The organism is Lentibacillus populi (assembly GCA_014642895.1).
GTDB classification, from domain to species: domain Bacteria; phylum Bacillota; class Bacilli; order Bacillales; family Amphibacillaceae; genus Lentibacillus_C; species Lentibacillus_C populi.
Genome location: BMJD01000020.1, coordinates 1 through 19,087, shown reverse-complemented (window position 1 = coordinate 19,087; position 19,087 = coordinate 1). Strand labels below are relative to the sequence as shown.

The 19,087-nt window shown below is 39.5% G+C and carries 22 protein-coding genes, 1 other RNA gene and 1 pseudogene; 18 read left to right on the top strand and 6 right to left on the bottom strand.

Going from position 1 to position 19,087, the window contains the following annotated elements; genetic code table 11:
* Positions 1–48 precede the first annotated feature (48 nt).
* Both IEX12_RS12695 and IEX12_RS12690 read left to right on the top strand, forming a co-directional pair.
* A complete protein-coding gene (locus IEX12_RS12695; RefSeq protein WP_188725289.1) occupies positions 49–477 on the top strand; it encodes an RDD family protein in 429 nt (142 codons plus the stop codon).
* Between the two features lie 70 nt (positions 478–547).
* Positions 548–1,156 (top strand): 3'-5' exonuclease, encoded by a 609-nt coding sequence (locus IEX12_RS12690; RefSeq protein ID WP_088049562.1) that lies wholly within the window; start codon positions 548–550, stop codon positions 1,154–1,156.
* A 284-nt stretch (positions 1,157–1,440) separates the two neighbouring features.
* On the opposite strand, the gene IEX12_RS12685 is transcribed toward IEX12_RS12690, so the two are convergent.
* Positions 1,441–1,950 carry a spore coat protein gene (locus IEX12_RS12685; RefSeq protein ID WP_088049563.1) on the bottom strand — a complete coding sequence of 170 codons (510 nt, stop codon included), beginning with the start codon at positions 1,948–1,950 and terminating at the stop codon, positions 1,441–1,443.
* Positions 1,951–2,232: 282 nt separating this feature from the next.
* Here IEX12_RS12685 and IEX12_RS12680 point away from each other — a divergent pair, with 282 nt between their 5' ends.
* Positions 2,233–3,600, top strand: a complete 1,368-nt coding sequence (locus IEX12_RS12680) for an FAD-binding oxidoreductase (RefSeq protein ID WP_088049564.1) — start codon at positions 2,233–2,235, stop codon at positions 3,598–3,600.
* A gap of 38 nt (positions 3,601–3,638) precedes the next feature.
* Here the strand turns inward: IEX12_RS12680 and IEX12_RS12675 are convergent, their stop codons facing one another.
* Positions 3,639–3,839 carry a type II toxin-antitoxin system RelE/ParE family toxin gene (locus tag IEX12_RS12675; RefSeq protein ID WP_268811320.1) on the bottom strand — a complete coding sequence of 67 codons (201 nt, stop codon included), beginning with the start codon at positions 3,837–3,839 and terminating at the stop codon, positions 3,639–3,641.
* A 97-nt stretch (positions 3,840–3,936) separates the two neighbouring features.
* A complete protein-coding gene (locus IEX12_RS12670; protein WP_088049565.1) occupies positions 3,937–4,347 on the bottom strand; it encodes an AbrB/MazE/SpoVT family DNA-binding domain-containing protein in 411 nt (136 codons plus the stop codon).
* A 192-nt stretch (positions 4,348–4,539) separates the two neighbouring features.
* Between IEX12_RS12670 and IEX12_RS12665 the strand changes: the two genes are divergently transcribed.
* From IEX12_RS12665 to IEX12_RS12620, 10 genes and pseudogenes are all read left to right on the top strand, one after another.
* On the top strand, positions 4,540–5,610 hold the full coding sequence (locus IEX12_RS12665; RefSeq protein ID WP_188725288.1) for a M42 family metallopeptidase: 1,071 nt from the start codon (positions 4,540–4,542) through the stop codon (positions 5,608–5,610).
* Between the two features lie 345 nt (positions 5,611–5,955).
* Entirely contained in the window at positions 5,956–6,513 is a 558-nt protein-coding gene (locus tag IEX12_RS12660) for a chromate transporter (protein WP_088049567.1), read from the top strand.
* A complete protein-coding gene (locus IEX12_RS12655; protein WP_088049568.1) occupies positions 6,510–7,040 on the top strand; it encodes a chromate transporter in 531 nt (176 codons plus the stop codon). Before IEX12_RS12660 ends, IEX12_RS12655 begins: the two co-directional genes overlap by 4 nt.
* A gap of 119 nt (positions 7,041–7,159) precedes the next feature.
* Positions 7,160–9,682, top strand: coding sequence for an ABC transporter permease (locus tag IEX12_RS12650; protein WP_188725287.1), 2,523 nt, complete (start codon positions 7,160–7,162; stop codon positions 9,680–9,682).
* Positions 9,683–9,702: 20 nt separating this feature from the next.
* A complete protein-coding gene (locus IEX12_RS12645; RefSeq protein WP_188725286.1) occupies positions 9,703–10,398 on the top strand; it encodes an ABC transporter ATP-binding protein in 696 nt (231 codons plus the stop codon).
* 131 nt (positions 10,399–10,529) lie between these two features.
* Positions 10,530–12,134: an acyl-CoA synthetase gene (locus IEX12_RS12640; RefSeq protein ID WP_286171131.1), complete on the top strand. Its 1,605-nt coding sequence runs from the start codon at positions 10,530–10,532 to the stop codon at positions 12,132–12,134.
* Between the two features lie 106 nt (positions 12,135–12,240).
* Complete coding sequence (sspL, locus tag IEX12_RS12635) at positions 12,241–12,381, top strand: small, acid-soluble spore protein L (RefSeq protein ID WP_088049573.1); 141 nt, start codon at positions 12,241–12,243, stop codon at positions 12,379–12,381.
* A gap of 24 nt (positions 12,382–12,405) precedes the next feature.
* The gene (locus IEX12_RS12630; RefSeq protein ID WP_188725302.1) at positions 12,406–12,654 is read left to right on the top strand and encodes a sigma-G-dependent sporulation-specific acid-soluble spore protein CsgA; all 249 of its coding nucleotides are present in this window, start codon (positions 12,406–12,408) and stop codon (positions 12,652–12,654) included.
* A gap of 130 nt (positions 12,655–12,784) precedes the next feature.
* A non-coding RNA gene (gene ssrS, locus IEX12_RS12625) (6S RNA) lies at positions 12,785–12,970 on the top strand.
* A 142-nt stretch (positions 12,971–13,112) separates the two neighbouring features.
* Positions 13,113–13,484 (top strand): annotated as a pseudogene (locus tag IEX12_RS12620) (VOC family protein).
* Between the two features lie 37 nt (positions 13,485–13,521).
* Here the strand turns inward: IEX12_RS12620 and IEX12_RS12615 are convergent.
* The gene (locus IEX12_RS12615) at positions 13,522–14,481 is read right to left on the bottom strand and encodes a DMT family transporter (protein WP_155555627.1); all 960 of its coding nucleotides are present in this window, start codon (positions 14,479–14,481) and stop codon (positions 13,522–13,524) included.
* A 239-nt stretch (positions 14,482–14,720) separates the two neighbouring features.
* On the opposite strand from IEX12_RS12615, the gene IEX12_RS12610 reads away from it, so the two are divergent.
* Genes IEX12_RS12610 through IEX12_RS12600 form a run of 3 tightly spaced genes read left to right on the top strand, consistent with a single transcriptional unit; the run spans position 14,721 to position 15,730 of the window.
* Entirely contained in the window at positions 14,721–15,107 is a 387-nt protein-coding gene (locus IEX12_RS12610; protein WP_088049576.1) for a hypothetical protein, read from the top strand.
* Between the two features lie 4 nt (positions 15,108–15,111).
* The gene (locus IEX12_RS12605) at positions 15,112–15,501 is read left to right on the top strand and encodes a type II toxin-antitoxin system RelE family toxin (RefSeq protein WP_088049577.1); all 390 of its coding nucleotides are present in this window, start codon (positions 15,112–15,114) and stop codon (positions 15,499–15,501) included.
* A gap of 43 nt (positions 15,502–15,544) precedes the next feature.
* Positions 15,545–15,730, top strand: coding sequence for a hypothetical protein (locus IEX12_RS12600; protein ID WP_188725285.1), 186 nt, complete (start codon positions 15,545–15,547; stop codon positions 15,728–15,730).
* 19 nt (positions 15,731–15,749) lie between these two features.
* Here IEX12_RS12600 and IEX12_RS12595 read toward each other — a convergent pair whose 3' ends face one another.
* Positions 15,750–16,355 carry a hypothetical protein gene (locus tag IEX12_RS12595; protein ID WP_088049578.1) on the bottom strand — a complete coding sequence of 202 codons (606 nt, stop codon included), beginning with the start codon at positions 16,353–16,355 and terminating at the stop codon, positions 15,750–15,752.
* Between the two features lie 97 nt (positions 16,356–16,452).
* A complete protein-coding gene (locus IEX12_RS12590) occupies positions 16,453–17,388 on the bottom strand; it encodes an NADP-dependent oxidoreductase (RefSeq protein WP_155555629.1) in 936 nt (311 codons plus the stop codon).
* Between the two features lie 295 nt (positions 17,389–17,683).
* Between IEX12_RS12590 and IEX12_RS12585 the strand changes: the two genes are divergently transcribed.
* A complete protein-coding gene (locus IEX12_RS12585; RefSeq protein WP_155555630.1) occupies positions 17,684–18,187 on the top strand; it encodes a DNA-deoxyinosine glycosylase in 504 nt (167 codons plus the stop codon).
* A 766-nt stretch (positions 18,188–18,953) separates the two neighbouring features.
* Positions 18,954–19,087, top strand: a 134-nt coding sequence (locus tag IEX12_RS12580; RefSeq protein ID WP_188725284.1) for a helix-turn-helix domain-containing protein, incomplete at its 3' end; no start/stop codon positions are given.

Genomic DNA, 19,087 nt, shown 5'->3' with positions numbered 1-19,087 from the left:
CATTGGATTTTTAATGAAAGGTACTACTGACAATGGAAGGTGTTGAACGTGGAAGATTACAAGCCAGCAGGATTCTGGATCAGGTTTTTTGCTAATTTCATTGATGGTGTCATCACGATGCTAATGGCATTTTTAATTGCGCTTCTGCTTAACGATCAGGAGTTTTTTAACAATAGATTGGAGGAAACCTCAAGATCAGAGGACATCGCGAATCTTATTTATGTTGTTATTTTTGTTATCATTTTTACCGGTAGTAAATTCAAAGGTTCACTGGGAAAACTGATATGTCAGATTCAAGTGTTGAACAGCAGAGATATGACACAGATCAGTTTATTGAAATCGATTGGCAGAGCATTTGCCTATGTTATTTCTGCAATTCCGTTGTTGATTGGATTCATGATGGCAGGCTGGAATAAGGAAAAGAAAGCACTTCATGATATAATATGTGGAACGAGAGTGGTTTACCGGGAAGAATGAGAAATCGGCCGGTACATGTAACGTATGAAGCGGCCGATCATATACCAATGATTAATAAGGAGGCGAAATTGTGCAGTTCACATCTATTGACTTTGAGACAGCAAATGCCAAACGTCACAGTCCGTGCGCGGTTGGTATTGTAGTGGCAAATGAACATGAAATTATTGATGAGTATTACACCCTAATCAATCCGTTAATGGAATTCAGTTCATTTAATATCGCTATTCATGGTATCACACCAAGTGATATTGCAAGTGCGCCAACATTTGCGGAACTGTGGCCGACGTTACATAAATACCTTGCCGATAATCTGGTAATCGCTCATAATGCCAGCTTTGATATGAGTGTCATCCGTAACACACTGGATTATTTCCATTTAGCCTATCCGGAGCTGGATTATCTTTGTACAGCGAATATTTCAAGACGCGTGTGGCCGGATTTAAGCAATCATAAATTAAACACGGTTGCGGCCCATCATGGGATAGCATTTGACCATCACCATGCATTGGAGGATGCACGTGTTGCAGCAACCGTGTTTCAACATGCTGTTAACCAGTATGATGGTATTCTCGATTCATTACTTGCCTATTGTAAAATGAGCAAGGGTCGGATCTTCGAGCATGGTTATACGGCGCCAAAAATGAGACGGACAAATCAAAGGAAGCGGATTTATTTTTAAAATTAACATGGTATAAATCATGATATAGAATTAAAGTCCCCTCTATAATTATTTTAGAGGGGAGTCACGCATTAAGGGGCTGTAACTCCCCCTTAGTTTTCAAGGAGTTAAGTACAGCACTAATTATCTCTTTGTCACGTACATTAGGATCAATTTCTACTTTAAAGTTGTTTTGTCACAATGCAATTTCTTTAACTAAGCAGGGGGAAGACAGTTATATGCTTGCAACCACGAACTTAACTGCCCCCGACCTCCTAAATTGAATGAACATGGACATAACTAAACTATTTATAATGCATTTGTAACGCCATATTGGCATTTTTTAAATCATTTTTTAACAATTTTTCTAGATTATATGCGGGATAAAGGCCTTTGTCATACATATAGGAAAATACGTTTGCATGGGCTTCAATCGCTTTTTGCAAATGTTTAATTAATGTTTCCCGTAACATTGGTGTTGCCGTTTCGGTGATTGCTGTTGCATAGTTTTTTACAGAGGTTTTTGCCAAAATTAGCAGGTCACCTGCATAGAATCCGGTTCCAAGGTTTCGGAACTCTCTTTCTTCATCGTCTTCCCGAGGTGCCAGCGAATAAAACTGGACAAGCTCCTTAATATTATTTTCTATATCTTTAATACATTGGACATAAAGGTTTCGGAGCATGTTGTCTTTTACTTCGCCTACTGAACTTTTTAATTTCATCAATCCAATTGACTGAAAAGCGACAAGTTCATGTATTTCAAGCGTTTCATGCCAAGCAAGATGCTCTGGGCGGTGCTTCCGTGATTGTTCCATTCTTTTAATTTTCCTCCTTTAAAATATGTGTTTAAAATGAAGATAAAAAGGACCGAGAAGAAATTCGGTGTATCATTTTTACCAGTACTTTTAAACATTCACCTTAAACTAGTCATTTTCACTATATTCAGGGCAATAAAAATGGGTACTATAAAAAATGATTTTGGGCAGATGTCAGGGTTGAATACATACTCATAACTTAAATGAGAAGTGTCCGAGAGAAGCGGTAATATGATATGATAAGAATAGAGAATATTAGATTATTCACATATCAAAAAGGGGATGTCTGTTTTGAAACTTCTTGAAGAATTACAGCAAGCATTGGATGCGGATCGGGTATCGGATAACGAAACAATTTTAGAGCAGCATAGCAAGGATGAGTCCTACCATACTCCGCATTTGCCGGAAGCGGTTGTATTTCCGGAAAGTGCACGAGAGGTGAGCGAGGTTGTAAAATTGGCAAACAAGTATACTACAACGGTTGTTCCTTTTGGTGTCGGGTCGAGTTTAGAAGGAAACGTTATTCCTTATAAGTCAAGCATCGTTGTGGATTTCTCCTTAATGAACAAGGTTTTGGAGGTAAGGGAGAAGGATTTTTTAGTTCGCGTACAGCCAGGAGTAACAAGATCACAGTTGGATAAAGAGCTGAAAAAATACGGGTTATTTTTCTCCGTTGATCCTGGGGCAGATGCGACGCTTGGCGGAATGGCAGCAACAAATGCAAGTGGAACAACTGCGGTCAAATATGGAATTATGCGTGATCAGGTAAGAGATTTGGAGGTCGTGCTTGCGGATGGATCGATCATACATACCGGTAGCTTGGCAGCGAAATCGTCATCCGGATATGATCTGAATGGTATTTTTGTTGGTTCAGAAGGAACATTAGGCTGTTTCACGGAATTGACATTAAAAGTTTACGGAATTCCAGAACATATTATGGCTGCACGAGCTTCATTTACTAGTGTTGAGGATGCGGTGGAGGCGGTTATTGCTATTTTGCAGGCTGGCGTTCCGATTGCCCGGGTTGAACTTGCCGATGCACAGTCAATTAAGCAAATGAATCATTTTAGTGATACGGACTATAAAGAGGTACCAACATTGTTCCTGGAGTTTCACGGAAATGAAGCCGGGCTTAAGCAGGATGTTGAATTTACCAGAGAAATCGTGTTTGATCGAAATTGTCAGGATATCGAATTTGAAACCGATACAGCGGGAAGAAATCGTCTTTGGGAGGCGAGGCATAATGCTGCATACGCCTATATACATGGCCATCCTGGGAAAAAACAGATGGTAACCGATGTTTGTGTGCCGATTTCGGAACTTGCCGGTGCAGTTAAAGATGCACGTAAGGCTGTTGAAAAATCGGGTCTCGCCGGCGGAATCGTTGGCCATGTCGGTGACGGAAATTATCATATTCTATTAATGATCGATGTGAATGACCCGAAAGATATTGAAAAAGCGAACGTTGTTAACGAACAGATTGTGGACTATGCACTTACCCGCGGCGGCACATGTACCGGGGAACATGGTGTTGGTGTCGGTAAACGAAAATATCAGGAAAAAGAGCACGGTCCTGCACTTGCTGTCATGCGGAAGATTAAGCAAGCGTTGGATCCGGACGGTGTTTTGAATCCGGATAAGGTTATTTGAAGGCCTGTCCCTCATCTTATTAACAGTGGGGGACGATTTCAATTTTTTAAATACGTTTTCAGCTGATGATAAAAATTTTCTCGGGTTCCAGTCATAATAAGGAAAATGATTTCCCCTTGTTCATCTTCTTCAATTCGGTAGGCAAGTTCGTAATTAGTTCCCTGATATTTATAATCAAAGCAGTATATACCAGCGAGATCCCCACTTTTCATTTCACCGATGTAGGGATCATGTCTGATTAAATTGATTGTTTACAGATAAATATTCTTTAACTCTTTGTTTTTTTCTTTTTTAATAGTTTTTTTGATAGGATTCATATAAACTGCCCGTAATAAGTCATTTCCCATCATTCAAATCTCCAAATAATTCATCGGTTAGATCTTTATACCCATTCTTTCTTATATCATCAAGTGTTTCTTGTGCATCTTTCTTAATTTGATGGACAGAGTTGCGGATTGCTGTTTTTCGTTTTTCAAATTCCTCAGCAAAGTATGCTTTTGGTACATCTTCACGAATCATATCCTCAATGATTTCCTTTGAAAAATCCACTTCTTCTTGTACAGGACGAATGATGATGGCATCACCGGTAAACTCAGCATAAACCTCATCTGTAATGTTCAGTTTTTCGAAAAATTTTTGCGGGATGGTAATTTGGTGGGCAGATGAAACCCGAATCCGTTTTATTTGCTTTTTGCGTTCAGAGTAGTCCATATTCCTTCTCTCCACTTCATATTTCGTTACATTCATTCTATTCCCTCCAAACAAAAACTATACTTATTTCTTTTTTTCTTGATTTTTTTATTTCTTTATATATACCATATTTTTTATTTTTTGTATATAGGATTTTTTCCAGGTGCATCGGTAGTAGACTTTGAAGATATGCATAATCCATGTACCACCATCCATACTAAACCTAAAACGATATGAATAGGTGAAGTGATGGAACTATTAAAAGAGTTAACACAGGCGCAAAGTACTTCCGGTTATGAAAATGAAGTAAGACAGATCATGAAGAAAGAGCTAGATCAAGTATGCAGTGAGGTTCTGTACGATCATACAGGGAGTATTTTTGGAAAAAAAACGGGGAATACCAGTGGTCCGCGTATTATGCTTGCTGGTCATATGGATGAGGTTGGCTTTATGGTTACCGGTATTACAAAGGACGGATTTCTTCGCTTTACTCCGCTTGGCGGCTGGTGGGATCAAGTATTACTGGCACAGCGTGTAACTGTTATAACTGAGCGAAAAAAATTCACCGGAGTCATTGGTTCGAAGCCACCGCATTTGCTGCAGCCGGAAGAGAGGAAAAAAGTATTTCCAATCCGGGAAATGTATATTGATGTTGGGGGACATAGTAAGGAAGAGGTTGAAAAGTGGGGTGTTTGTGTTGGTGATCCGATTGTTCCTATCTGCCCTTATGAACGATTACCTGATGATGATACGGTTCTGGCGAAGGCGCTTGATAACCGGATTGGCTGCTATATGGCCGTAGAAGTGGCGAAACAATTAGATGGTATGGATCATCCAAATACGCTTTTTGCTGGAGCAAATGTTCAGGAAGAAGTAGGGTTGAGAGGAGCAGAAACTTCGCCATATGCAATCGATCCTGATATCGCGATTGTCCTCGACGTCGGTGTTTCCCAGGATACCCCGGGGACAAGCAGTGGTGATATTGAGCATCCGGCATTACAAAAAGGACCGCTTGTTACGTTTCTTGATGCCTCCATGATTCCGAATACCCGTTTTCGTGATTTGGTTATCGATACAGCCAGGAACAATAATATCCCTTATCAAATTGAAGTGATAACTGGTGGTGGGACTGATGCCGGGAAAATCCATATGTACAAAGAGGGTGTCCCAACTATCGTAATTGGAGCCCCAATCCGTTATATGCATAGCCACGTTTCCCTGGCAAGTAAACAGGATATTGAAAATGGTGTGAGGCTTCTTGTAGAGATTATTAAACGGCTTGATGCGGATACGTATGCATCAATGATTAATTATAAATGACATGATGGACAAAAACCTGGCGATCAAAAAGAGAGCCAGGTTTTGTTATGCGTTTGTGCTTATCCTGTAACGGGAATTAGTGTTCTAGGGTTTGTTCACTGTTGAACAAGAGTCATTTACTGTCCAAAACTCGTAAGATACTGTCCAAATTCATACAATTACTGTTCAATTATGATCAAATACTGTCCGAATTCGGTAAAATACTATCCGAACCAAATTTTCAATAATCATTTCCACAAAAAAATTTCCCCGTTACCGATGATTAATTTCCGCCGCTCTGGTAATATAGCATAAAGAACAAATACCAAACTAATCTGGAAACTTTCTAAAGGTCGTGATCAGGGGATGCACAAGGATTTATTTATTGGATTTTTCCGTGCAGGAATGCTTGGATATGGCGGCGGACTTTCGGCTGTACCATTAATGCATAAGGAAGTTGTAAAAACGTACAAGTGGATGGGGGATGATGAATTCTCGGACATACTGGCACTTGCCAATACTTTACCCGGACCGATCAATACAAAGCTATCCGGCTATATTGGCTGGCGTCTGAAAGGTTTTTGGGGACTCATCACATGCATTATTGCTACGGTTTTGCCAACCGCATTGTTAATGATATTGCTTTTAACTGTATTAAACGCCTACAAGGATGTTCCCTGGGTTCAGGGAATGGCTAAAGGGGTTTTGCCAATTGCCGGTGTCATGATTGGTGTTTTGGCATGGGACTTTATAAAAAAATCGAGAACACTGATGGGCTGGGGTGCCACCATTATTTTGACGATCATTAGTATTGTTGTAATGCAAGTATTGGGAATTCATCCGGCGTTTCTTATTATTGCCTTAATCTTGTCAGCATTGTTTTCGAAGAGCAGCGAGAAGGAAAGACAGGCGGGTGAATCATGATCTATTGGCAACTATTTATAGCTAATTTTACGTCAAATATACTGGGGTATGGTGGTGGTCCCGCAACAATTCCGTTATTGGAACATGAGGTTGTCGATCGCTATCACTGGTTTACTACAAATGAATTTAGTGAAATGGTTGCACTTGGCAACGGACTGCCCGGGCCGATTGCAACGAAGCTGGCTGCCTACATAGGTTATGAACAAGGGGGAATTCTTGGAGCATTTGTTGGTCTTTTTGCTTCTGTAGCCCCGTCATTAATTATGATGATTGCACTATTAGGGCTATTACTAAAATATAAAGATTCACCAAAAGTAAAAAGGCTGACGAAAATTGTCCGCCCCACTATTGCTGTGTTATTAGGCGTAATGACGTACGAATTCTTTTTTGATTCCTACACGGAAATTGGCTGGATCCACACGGCCATCTTAGTTGCTAGTGGATACATATTGTTGGAAAAACGGGGCATTAGTCCAGTATATGTTGTGCTTGGGGCGTTGGTATATGGTGCAATATTTTTAGCTTAATGAGATCATTCCCGATATCGCCATGAAGCAGAGCACTGTAAATCTTCAGGATATTACAATAAAGTCAATTAATATTGAAAGATCAACATTACAAAATCATAAGAAATGGGGGGGTTAATTTGCAGAGTATCGTGAAGCATATCATTAGAAACCTTATCGAAAAGAAGCTCAGAACAGCAATTGTTTTATTGGCCATTTTATTATCAACTGCTGTTTTATTTATTGGACTTAGTGTAAATCAGATATTGAACGATACATATACAACAATGGTACAGGGAAGCTATGGAAATGCCAATATTGTTGTTACAAAAGCTTCTGATGATCGATCACCGTTTTATCAAGTGGCTGACCTGGACATTAGCGATGTCGGAGTAGAACAACGGGTGGATATGATTAACGCAACTGGTAAAGGTGAATTAAATAGTGAGAATTTGCAGGTTTCCATGACTGGCATGGATTTAAATGAAGCATCGACAATGGAATTAGTCAAACCGATAAACAAGGTAAAAGATTTTAAACTGAATCATAACACCGCAATGATCAGTCAAAAAACAGCATCCGATTTTCACTTATCTTTAGGTGACACGATTAAGGTTTCCTTGCAGGACAAAACATACAAATACACAGTTGGAGCGATAAGTGAAACGAATGGAGTTTTTTATTCGGAAATCGATACTATTCAATTAGTTGTTTCCAAAAGTCAGCTCAACAAGGTTTTTGGTAAAGAAGATATGCTATCGAGTACATTGTTGCAGATTTCTGATGAAGATTTAGATAAACAGATTAGCCGTTTATCTGATCAAAATCCAGCCTTCTCTATCCAAAAAGCAAGTTCGTTATCTTCTGCCAATTGGGATGACGAAACATTCATGACCGCAATGATTCTAGCTATTGTTATTATTGTCTTAATTAGCGCATATGTCATTTCATCGCTAGCTAAAATTATCATTGCTGAGCGGATGCCTGTTGTGGGAACGTTTCGCAGTTTAGGAACTAGTAAACGGAAGATGAATGGAATTCTTTTGTTGGAATTTATCTTATATGGGGGAATAGGTGCTGGCTTAGGGATTGGGCTGGGATGTTTCTTATTGCCTTCGATAGCTGACTTTTTCAATGAGTATAAGGAGTTTGGTGTCGCAACTGTAGTGGAATACCGGATTAGCTTTATCACAGCAGCTTTGGTTTTTGGAATGTTTTTCCCAGCTTTTGTCAGTATGCTGCCTATTTTAAAAGCAAATCGAAAACCATTGAAAGCTATTATTCTTAATACTCCTGATACAGTTCAAAAACGATCTATCATAACGGAAATAATTGGGGTATTTTTCTTTGTCGGTGCCTTCGTTGTTTATTTCTTCAATACGAAGGATAGTCTTTCCTTCGGGTTGGTCGCCTTAGCAATGTTGTTCATTGCGATTGTACTCCTGATGCAGCTGTTCATAAATATGATCGTCAAACTATGCAGTACACTAGTTGCGGGTAGTGCAAACGGTGAAATGGCGCTGGGAATCAAAAGTGTTGCAAATAATAAGATGGTTGCCAATAATTCCAGTATGATCATTGTCGTCGTCCTGTTACTGATGGTGGTAGGGATTACGAGTGCCGGGCTTGATCATTATATAAGCGATATCATAAAACGGGACTCGGATGTGATGATCGGCAATTTAGAGAAGGACCCTGCCGCATATGAGCAAGAGTTAGCAAAAGTAGATGGTGTATCCGATATTTCAAAACAATATATCGGCTTGGCCCACTATCAAATAAACCGGGATCATGGTGAGTTTGGCGTAGTTGGCATTGATAACATTGAAAAATTTAATTCATTTTATTCGGGCGTAGTATTTAAAGATGATGCCATGAAAAAAATCGCCACATTGCCGAATGGTGTCATTATCGATCAATATCAAGCAGGAAAATATGATGTAGCTGTTGGCGATACCATCCAGTTCCTGCCATTAACTGAACAAGGGAAACCGCTTCATAAAGATGGAGATTATGTGGAAATGGTTGTTGCCGGACTAATGGACAGTGCAAGTTTTACATCAAACAGATCATCGGTGCTGGTAAATTTGGAGCTCTTCAATGATCACTTTAACGGCAGCCATAATGAAATAGCTTTAAAGGTTAGTCAGGGATATGATGCGGATCAGGTAAAAAAAACCATCAAGGATAAGTATGCTGATGCAAATATGGATATATACACATTTGATGAACTTCTTGCATCCCAGAAGGCTACGGTTGATACATTATTAGTCGGTATAAAAGCGGTTATTTTAATGGGATTGATTGTCGGCTTATTAGGAATTACCAACAATCTTACCGTGTCATACAGACAGAGAAGGAAAGAGCTTGCAGTACTCTACTCTGTCTGTATGAGTAAAAATCAGATTGTCAGAATGCTATTTTATGAAATGGTCATGACGTTTATCGCCGTTGTCGTGATTGGGTGTGCCGGTGGGCTGCTAATGAATGTTGTGTTAACAAAATTTCTGCATGCAATTGGTTTGGTCATCCAGTTTGATTTTAATTATTCATTATTTGCGCTTCTTTGTGGACTCGTGTTTGTGTTACTGGCTTTATCAACACTGTCTATCGTCAGGAAGATTGTCAAAATGAATGTACTGGATGAATTACGGTATGAATAGTTTACTAGGGGGTTAATTTTGTGGGCAGTGTTATTCAGACAGAACAATTATGTAAAAGCTATTATGTTGGCAAACGTGAGATACCGGTCCTTGAGCGTATGGAATTAGCCATAGAAGAAGGTGAATTTGTCTCGATCATGGGGCCATCAGGCTGCGGGAAAAGTACACTGCTTTATTTACTTGGCGGTATTGATGTCCCGACTTCAGGAAGTGTATATTTTAAACGGGAAGATATTAACAAAATGAACGATAAAAAGAAAAGCATGATACGAAGAAGACAGCTAGGATTTGTGTTTCAGTTTTATAATTTAGTACAGAATCTCACAGTAGCGGAGAATATTTTATTGCCAATAACAATGGATGGAAAAAAGAGCAAGGATTATCAAGACGAACTGAACGAAAAACTGGAAATTGTCGGCTTAACGGATCGACGAAACTTTACACCGCGAGAATTGTCGGGAGGGCAGCAGCAGCGTGTTGCCATTGCCAGGGCTTTGATCGTTAATCCTAAGGTAATATTGGCAGATGAACCGATTGGAAATTTAGACAGTAAATCGGGAACCGCAATCATGGAGCTATTTCGCAAAATTAATCAGGAAAAAGGAATAACCATTGTTCAGGTTACGCATTCCCAGGAAGCGGCGAAATATGGCAATCGTATTATTCATATGAAGGATGGTGTAATAGAGTCTGATTCGTTGTTTGCGAAGGTATGAGACACAATTGGAACGCACTGAAGATTTATCAATTATGTACTTGCTAATTACAATTATCTAAAATAAAATAAGAGGTAGAATATTCGGCCGATGAAAGGAAAGAGCAAAAATCCATGTTAGGGGATGGGAAAATGGAAGGTTCAGTAAATGTAAATGATCAGTTATCAAGTATGCTGCAAAGGGCAAGACGCAATACATTAGGAGATTTATTGGCCAGGACCAGGGATAGGACTCCGGAAAAATTTGCTTTGAAATACGAGGATAAACGATTGACATATGCGGAACTGGACGATTTAGTGAACCAGACAGCACATGGATTTTTGGCAAAAGGAATGAATAAGGGTGAGATGATCACGGTGATGTCCAAAAACAGTTTGGATTTTGTTGTGGTGAATTTTGCCTTAGCACGGATAGGCGCTGTGATGATCCCAGTTAATTACATGCTCACTGGTGAAGACGTGCAATATATTATTGAGCATGCCGAAGTAACCGGATTCATTGCCTCGAAGGAATATGCACCTGTACTTGATCAGGCAGCAGGAAGCGCTAAAATTAAGCACCGGTATTTGATGGACGTACCAGCAGATAATGAAAATGAGCTGGCTGCATGGGAACTATTGTCGGCTCTTCGTAAAGAGCAGCCAGTAACATTCGTTGAAGCAGATAATATGGACGATGATCTTGCCCATGTCCTGTATACAAGTGGAACAGAATCCCGGCCTAAAGGGGTGATGCTGACCCATAAAAGTCTGATAAGTGAATATGTCAGCAGTATTGTAGATGGAAAAATGGAATCACGTGATATCGCCATTCACGCATTGCCACTTTATCATAGCGCCCAACTTCATGTATTTTTAGGTCCAAGTATTTATGTTGGTTCAAGCGGAATTATCTTAGGTGCTGCAAGTCCCGAAGTTATTTTAAAAACAATAGAGGAAGAGGGGGCAACACAGGTATTCGCTCCACCAACAGTTTGGATTAGCCTGCTGCGCCACCCGGATTTCGATCGGCGTGATTTATCAACGTTGGAAAAATGCTATTATGGTGCTGCGATTATGCCACGGGAAATTTTAAAAGAACTTGCTGAACGGCTGCCAAATGCACGTTTCTGGAACTTTTACGGTCAAACAGAAGTTGCCCCTCTTGCGACTGCATTGCAGCCGGAAGACCAATTGCGAAAATTGGGTTCTGCAGGAACAGCAACATTAAACGTTCAAACGAAAATTGTTGATGAGAATGATAATGAGGTAGCTCGCGGAAAAATCGGCGAAATTGTTCACCGCACTCCACATGCAATGCAAGGCTATTTGCATGATCCGGAAAAGACGGCTGAAGCGTTTCGCGGCGGCTGGTTCCATAGCGGAGATTTTGGAGTAATGGATGTAGAAGGTTATGTGACAGTTGTGGACCGGAAAAAGGATATGATTAATACAGGCGGTGTCAACGTTTCAAGCAGGGAAGTTGAGGAAATGATTTACCAGATGGACGGTGTTTCCGAAGTAGCAGTCGTCAGCATCCCCGATGCATATTGGATCGAAGCCGTTACAGCGATTATCGTACCAAAGTCGGGAGCAAATTTAACGAAAGAAGCAGTAATCGAATTTTGCCGAGCTAGACTGTCAAAATTTAAAGTGCCGAAGTACGTAGATTTTACTGATGAATTGCCGAAGAATCCGAGCGGTAAGGTTCTGAAGCGGTCGTTGAGAGAACAGTATGAAAAATTAAGTTCTAAATAGATTAGAAATAACGTTGCGATAATGCAGCGTTATTTTTTGCATTCTCAATTGTCAGCGCTGTATAATAACGCAAATTTTTGCAACACTAAGTACTGGAGGTGTTGTTATGAGTGAGAAGCAGGATAATTGGAATAAAAAGCGGGTTAGATCCAGCGTTAATCCACAGGGGCTCACGGAAGATATGGAAGAACAGCGGCCTAAATCCCAGCTCGAACAAAGAGCGAAAAAAAGCAACACGAAACTATAATAGACAGGCAAGAAGGTGGAGGCAATCGATCACACACTAGATTATTTGCGTGAATCCGTATCCAACTATATAGAAAATGACATGGCCCAAAAAATTTATCACATGCTGGAATCTGGAAATTATACAGGTGAAGGTGAGTTTGTAAAGGATTTAGATGATGATGAAATTGGATATTTGGATGCTATCTTAAAAAGGGAAATCGCTTACGCTAAAAATGTGCAGCATGATGAACGGGTAAAGGAACTGAACGAGGTATATGAACTATTATTTTAGTGGAGATTCAGGAAAACATCACATTTGAACATTTTTTAGAAAATTTAATAATCCTATTTACCTAGTGTGATAAATAAAAAATGGGCAAAAATACCATTGAAATGTAGTGGGAGAAGTTGTACTATATAAATACAAGCTACGATGTTCGTAATCATAATAAGTTTTAACCTCTAATGTAAGAATAGGGAGTTTTAGATCGGAGCTCTAATGTCGGGCCGCCATAGAGCGGAAGACAGGAAGGCTTCTGCAAACACCCACTTTGTGAAGTGGTGGTTTAAAACTTTTGTATAACAATTACGGCAATTGTGGCTGTTAACTACTAAATGTGATAGACCAGTTCTAATTAGAGCTGGTCTTTTAGTTTTTGCAATAAATGTACCTTTTACATATCGATTCAAAATAGTATTATGCATTTCTTATCAGGAACAGTATCATGGAAAGGGAAAGGAGATGAGCAAATGCTATTTAAGGTTGAACAGATCGATCATGTGCAGTTGGCAGCACCGATCAGTGGAGAGGATCGTGCACGCAAGTTTTACGGGGATTTATTGGGTTTTGAAGAGGTTACAAACCGGTATCATTAAGGAATCGAGGTGGTGTTTGGTTTCAATTTGGAACGGTTCATGTACATATTGGTGTGGAAGACGATTTTCACCCGGCAAAGAAGGCACATCCAGCATTTCGGGTAAAAAATTTGGAAGCCATGAAGCATATTTACACGCCAAAAAAATGTAGCGTTTAAAACGGATGATAAATTGCCTGGTGCCACCAGGTTTTATTTGGATGACCCATTTGGGAACAGGCTGGAGTTTTTGGAATGCGCGGATTAGCTATGGAACGAGTAATTTAGCTCGCTTCCATAGCGCTTTATTCACTCCCCTCTGAAACCTTCTTATATAGTTGCATCTTTTTTCGGTTTGCTAGTGCGGATATCACACTATGTAACATCATTCCTATCATAACAAGCGCCATACCAGCGAATGAAAACAAGCTTGGCAAAGGTGCACGCAAAAAAATTAGCTCCCCAAATAAAGCAAATACGACTTCACCAGATTGTGTTGCCTCAACAGCCGCCATCTTTTGGTTATCGTGATTAACAAGCTCTGTTGCATAGAAAAACAATACTGTCGCAATAATTCCCGATGTTACGGCTACAATAAATGTTTGCGTTATTTGCGTCGAACTAGGAAGACCTTGGGAGGTTATTCCATAAATCGACAGAATGAGCCAAAATGGCATACTTGCGATAGTCATTCCAAGAATACGCTGTAAGGTAGTTAATTCACCATTAACAACCTGCATCATTTTTCGATTGCCGAGCGGATAGCTGAATGCTGAGATGATTAGCGGAATTACACAGAACAAGACAGCTTTGACCGGTACCGAGGCTGCATGTTGCAGTTGCATCATAACAACTCCGGATAGAATGATTAAGGAAATGAAGACGCTTTGTATCGGGATACGCTGTTTTTTTCCCTTATTTAAAAATGGAACAAGCAATGATCCAGCAATAATTGTAATTTGAAACGTTGCAGCAACGAGCCAGCCTGGTCCATAAATGGTCGCGAAGGTTAGCGGAGCATAAAATAATCCGAATCCGATTGTGCTCCATAAGATCCATGAAAAAGGCGCTTTTTTCATGTGTGACAAAACCTGTTTTATATTTTTTTGATAACCAACGATGAGAAGGAGCATTGGCAGCATGAAGATAAATCGTAGTGAAGCACTCCACACCCAACTGCCCCCTTCAAGCTCCATCGCCCGATTCAGGATGAACGTTACGGAAAAAAACAAAGCCGCCAAAATACCAATAACAGTTGCTTTCATTGTCTCCCCCCTTATTTTGATAAGTATGTTTATGTAATCATACCAGAAATATAATCCGAAAAGTAAAAAATAATTTATGGACATTATGTTACTAGGCATATAACGAACAGAACCCGGAAAGGAGGTGTGAAATTGGCCTAATATGTGTATAAAACAACACACTTTATGTGATATAATAAGAACATAAAAATAATGTTTTGCATACCTTACACTTAGAAACCTGGGAGGGAAAAGGTAAAATGGAAAAGAACTCACAAAACAATAAGTCGATCTCGAGTACTACACTAAACTTTTTAAAAGATAATGTATTGAACGTTACGGATCTAACCCGTACCAATAAGCTATCCGATATTTTGAATCAATATGTTGGCAGGGAAAGTGAGGAAGTCTATGTCATCCAAAACAGCAAAAAAAGAAATTCACAAGCTGTTATCGTAGACTTTGAGTATTTCGAGCGTTTATTAAAATACAAGGAAGTTGTTGATCATGCTGTAGACGATTATATGTATCATATCGCAAAAGAAAGAAAAGAGGAAAAGGCGCAACTGACCTTGGATGAGGTATTCGATGATGGTGATTTTGATTATGAAAAATTAATAAAGCAACTGAAAGAAAATAACAGGTAGTCGTATGAGAGAGATAGAAAAGATAAAGCAGTATGTGTTGCAATCCTATAATGTTGATATTCGTTTTTCTAGAAGTGCTGCGCAAGATATAAAGAAAATCAAAAAAGGAAACAGGTCTATTGTGCTGTTGGAAATTGTAAGAAGGGCAAAAAATGGTCCTTTAATAAAGCCAAGGGGAATTGGTGAACCACTTCGAGCACCTTTGAACAAGTTTGTGAAACTTAAACTAAGGGCTTTAAACATTCGAATAATATACCGTCCTACGGAAAGTGATAGCGGTGTCATAAAAATGGAAATAATAGCAATTGGGCCAAGGGATAAGAATAAGGTTTATCAACTGGCGGCAGAACGGCTACTAAATTTTGCTGAAGAAATGGAAAAGAATAATGACTAAACTATCTGAAACCGTATCGCCTTCGCATTATCCGAGGCAAGTCATGGGAGAAAAGAGGGGATATCCATTGTTTTTTAATATTTTCCTTGGGGATATAATTGCACAACTTGTTTTTCTTTTGTTTACCGTTGTTATCATCAGTCTAATCGTTTTGCGGCTCAAAAGAAAAAAGCAGTACAACCGTCTTGAAGATAAAATTGACAAGCTAATGAATCATAAAGAAAAATAGCAATGTACTTTCCGCATTGCTATTTTTCTGCTTTTTGTCCTAAATGCTTTTCCTTAATCCAAATGAACAGCTTTGTAAACCAAAATGAAATAAAGACAACGGCAGTATCAATTAGAAATAAATAGGTTACATTCATGCCCTTATCCATTTTTACAAGCTCAACCGCCAGACAGAATGACGCAAATCCGTAAGTAAAGATGATGGTACCAATAATGGAATATAAATAAAAATTTTTCCTGTTGTTTGTACAATACTGATAGATCAACATGAATGTAATCGGGAAAACAACTGCTGTTATGTTAATGCCAGTTGGGATTAGATAAGTAAGACTGTGAGGATAAACGAAAAAATTCCCGGCGGATAACGTACTGTCGAGATTTAGCCATAAAACATGTGCCGTATAGCCGTAGAAACAAATTTCAAATAGTCGTTGCTTATCGATCACGATATAAAGAATAGCAAGTGGTATTATTACACTGGCAACATTAAACCAAAAGTACCATGTATCAGGACCGGAAAATTGATGCCAATATTGTCCTACCAGGTTTTGCAGATCTTCTTTTGTTTCATATATTTTGTGATACAGTTGTTCCCATTCATTTGTTTGCCCTCCGAAACGTAGCATATGCTTGTAGCTTTTGTTTTGGAGCCTATTTTATTCAGCAAATGGATGGTTGTGTATTTTGGTTACAATAGACCGTGCTGACTCAGGCTGTAGGTTGTTATTTAATTTCTATTGCTATTTTCCCTTTTGCATGATGGGATTGGCTAAGTTCATGCGCCGACCGCAGCCCATCCTGATTCAATGGAAAGGTATGACCAATATTCGCCTTTACCTTGCCATTTTCCAGAAGCTTTCCGAGCTCGGTTAGCTGTTTTCCATCCGGTTCTAGCCAGAGAAAGCCAGCTTTCACTCCATTTTCTGCTGCTAATCTTTCATCAGGAGGCTGGGCAATGGAGACCAGCTTACCCCCTTTTTTCAACACGTCAAAGCTCTTTTCCTGAATAGCACCGCCCATCGTGTCAACAACAATATCATAATCATCGATAAGTTCGGCAAAATCATCTTCTTTGTAATTAATAAATTTGTCCACACCTAGTTCGTTCAGGAATGCTTCATTTTTTCCACTGGCTGTTGCGGCCACGTATGCTCCAAAATTTTTGGCAATTTGGATCGCAAAGCTTCCTACACCACCAGAACCGGCATGAATTAACACATTGTCACCCGCTTTGATCTCGCAAAAATCGACTAGACATTGCCATGCCGTTAATCCAGCCAAAGGTACCACAGCCGCCTCCGCAAAACTTATATTTTCCGGGATTTTTGCCAACAGGTTTTCATCGACAGCAGTGTATTCAGCGTATGTTCCGTTTGCAGTTGTAGCTGGTCTGGCAAAAACACGATCACCAGTTGTAAAGCTGGAAACATTGTCACCAACCGCTTGAATGATTCCTGCTGCATCCCATCCCAAGATAATCGGAAAATCAAATGGAAGTCTTTCTGTTAAATAGCCTTCCCGAACTTTCCAGTCAATGGGGTTAATCGATGTAGCATATAATTCAACCAACACCTGATTATCCTTAATTTCAGGTATAGGCACATCTCTTTCCTTAAGCTGATCAGCTGAACCATATTGTTCAATTACAATTGCCTTCATCAAAAATACCTTCTTTCCGCGTAATATATCAAAAAATGGATACTTATATTTAGAGGATGTTCAAGAAGTCACTACAAACACTGTTATGGGATCTCCGATTGAAACTGCTCAGTAATCGTAAATAGCAGAAATCAGCTTGTCCCTGTACAAGCCAGATGTCGGGAGCTGCGCTGCCTTGATCTTTAAGCCCTAATCGGTGAACACACACCTGTAGTGTTACCAATTTGTATTAAATAATGCTATCATTGTACTTCCCGTTATAATCATTCCAAAAACATGGAAGGAGTTGTGAAAAATAAAAGAAAAATTAACGTCATTTCCTCCTGTTCTTCCTGCAGATCCGAAAGTGCTTATTCTTGGCTCAATGCCTGGGGGAATGTCACTAGCGAAACAAGAGTATTATGGAAACCCAAGGAATCATTTCTGGGATATACTTTATGAATTATTTAACCAGGCACCGCTTGCCACTTATGATGAAAAACGAAGCTTTGTAAAACAGCATCACATCGCTTTGTGGGACACGATTGGAACGTGTTTCAGGGAAGGCAGTCTGGATGCAAACATAACAAATGAAGAACCGAATGATGTCATCGGCTTAGTAAAGAAGCATTCGAGTGTCCGGTTAATTGCATGCAATGGGACAAAATCCTTTCAAACGTTTAAGAAGTTTTTTGGTGGGGTAAAGTTGCAACATGTTGACGTGATTAAACTGCCATCAACAAGTCCAGTACCAGGACGATATACAAAGTCATTTGCTGGTAAGGTAGAAGAGTGGAGCAGGATTTTAACATATTTATGAAGATTATCATGTATCGAACGGATGGTTAACCTTTTGTGGTATAATATTCTTAGAAGGTAGATGTGAAGTCAAAGCATTTAATGTAGTAGAAATGGCTCAATTTCGAAGTATTTTGTTTTGTTGTTGTTTTTTTGAAATAAAGAGAATAGAATAAAAAGGTGAGCCGCAAGCGGCAACTTGCGACTCTGACAGTACTGCAAGGCGCGACGACTTTGTTATAGGGAACGAAAAAAGTAATTATCCCGTTTACGTCATCGACAGGGGTGATTACTTTTTTTCTCGGCTGTTGACAACTAACAATATTAGAGTTGAGAACATCAGCATCAACTCAATCGCTTTCTCAATTGGAATCAATTGCTTCAGCCCCTTTCCTAGGGGATAAAAGCCGCCGATTAAAGAAGCTTCCCTATGCAGCTTCAGTGAAGCCCACCCTGCGTTACCTGTCCTCTCCATTATACAATAAAACAATTGGAAAAGCTTGTAATTATTTGAAAATGGTACAATATTCATGGAAATCGGTTAACTACGGTTAAACTACCTATTTATACATATGTCTTTCCACTTATCACCTATAAAACAGCTTTCCAGATAAATGGAAAGCCACACCTGTTACTTAATTTTAACTGCCTTCCGAAAGAAGTCTCCCTCTTCAAGCCTGTTACTGGCAACCCCTAAAGGCTAAGGGGGAGATGAATTTCGGTTTGCTTTAGTAAGATGCTTGCAAACCCCAAACGCATGATCCATAATAGGGTTAGGAGGTGCATTCATGTTACTGAATCAAAAATATGAAATTTTCCCTTCATCTGAACAAATAGAAATACTGGAGACCTGGCTTTCCTATTGTCGGCTAACATACAACTCTGCACTTCTCGACAAACAACGTAAATACAGACAATCGAA

What these genes read in the sequence shown, in the direction of transcription:
- IEX12_RS12685 (WP_088049563.1), bottom strand. Translation starts at nt 1,950, where the DNA reads ATGGAACAATCACGGAAGCACCGCCCAGAGCATCTTGCTTGGCATGAA.
- IEX12_RS12680 (WP_088049564.1), top strand. Translation starts at nt 2,233, where the DNA reads ATGTCTGTTTTGAAACTTCTTGAAGAATTACAGCAAGCATTGGATGCG.
- IEX12_RS12670 (WP_088049565.1), bottom strand. Translation starts at nt 4,347, where the DNA reads ATGAATGTAACGAAATATGAAGTGGAGAGAAGGAATATGGACTACTCT.
- IEX12_RS12665 (WP_188725288.1), top strand. Translation starts at nt 4,540, where the DNA reads ATGGAACTATTAAAAGAGTTAACACAGGCGCAAAGTACTTCCGGTTAT.
- IEX12_RS12660 (WP_088049567.1), top strand. Translation starts at nt 5,956, where the DNA reads ATGCACAAGGATTTATTTATTGGATTTTTCCGTGCAGGAATGCTTGGA.
- IEX12_RS12655 (WP_088049568.1), top strand. Translation starts at nt 6,510, where the DNA reads ATGATCTATTGGCAACTATTTATAGCTAATTTTACGTCAAATATACTG.
- IEX12_RS12640 (WP_286171131.1), top strand. Translation starts at nt 10,530, where the DNA reads ATGGAAGGTTCAGTAAATGTAAATGATCAGTTATCAAGTATGCTGCAA.
- sspL (WP_088049573.1), top strand. Translation starts at nt 12,241, where the DNA reads ATGAGTGAGAAGCAGGATAATTGGAATAAAAAGCGGGTTAGATCCAGC.
- IEX12_RS12615 (WP_155555627.1), bottom strand. Translation starts at nt 14,481, where the DNA reads ATGAAAGCAACTGTTATTGGTATTTTGGCGGCTTTGTTTTTTTCCGTA.
- IEX12_RS12610 (WP_088049576.1), top strand. Translation starts at nt 14,721, where the DNA reads ATGGAAAAGAACTCACAAAACAATAAGTCGATCTCGAGTACTACACTA.
- IEX12_RS12605 (WP_088049577.1), top strand. Translation starts at nt 15,112, where the DNA reads ATGAGAGAGATAGAAAAGATAAAGCAGTATGTGTTGCAATCCTATAAT.
- IEX12_RS12600 (WP_188725285.1), top strand. Translation starts at nt 15,545, where the DNA reads ATGGGAGAAAAGAGGGGATATCCATTGTTTTTTAATATTTTCCTTGGG.
- IEX12_RS12595 (WP_088049578.1), bottom strand. Translation starts at nt 16,355, where the DNA reads ATGCTACGTTTCGGAGGGCAAACAAATGAATGGGAACAACTGTATCAC.
- IEX12_RS12590 (WP_155555629.1), bottom strand. Translation starts at nt 17,388, where the DNA reads ATGAAGGCAATTGTAATTGAACAATATGGTTCAGCTGATCAGCTTAAG.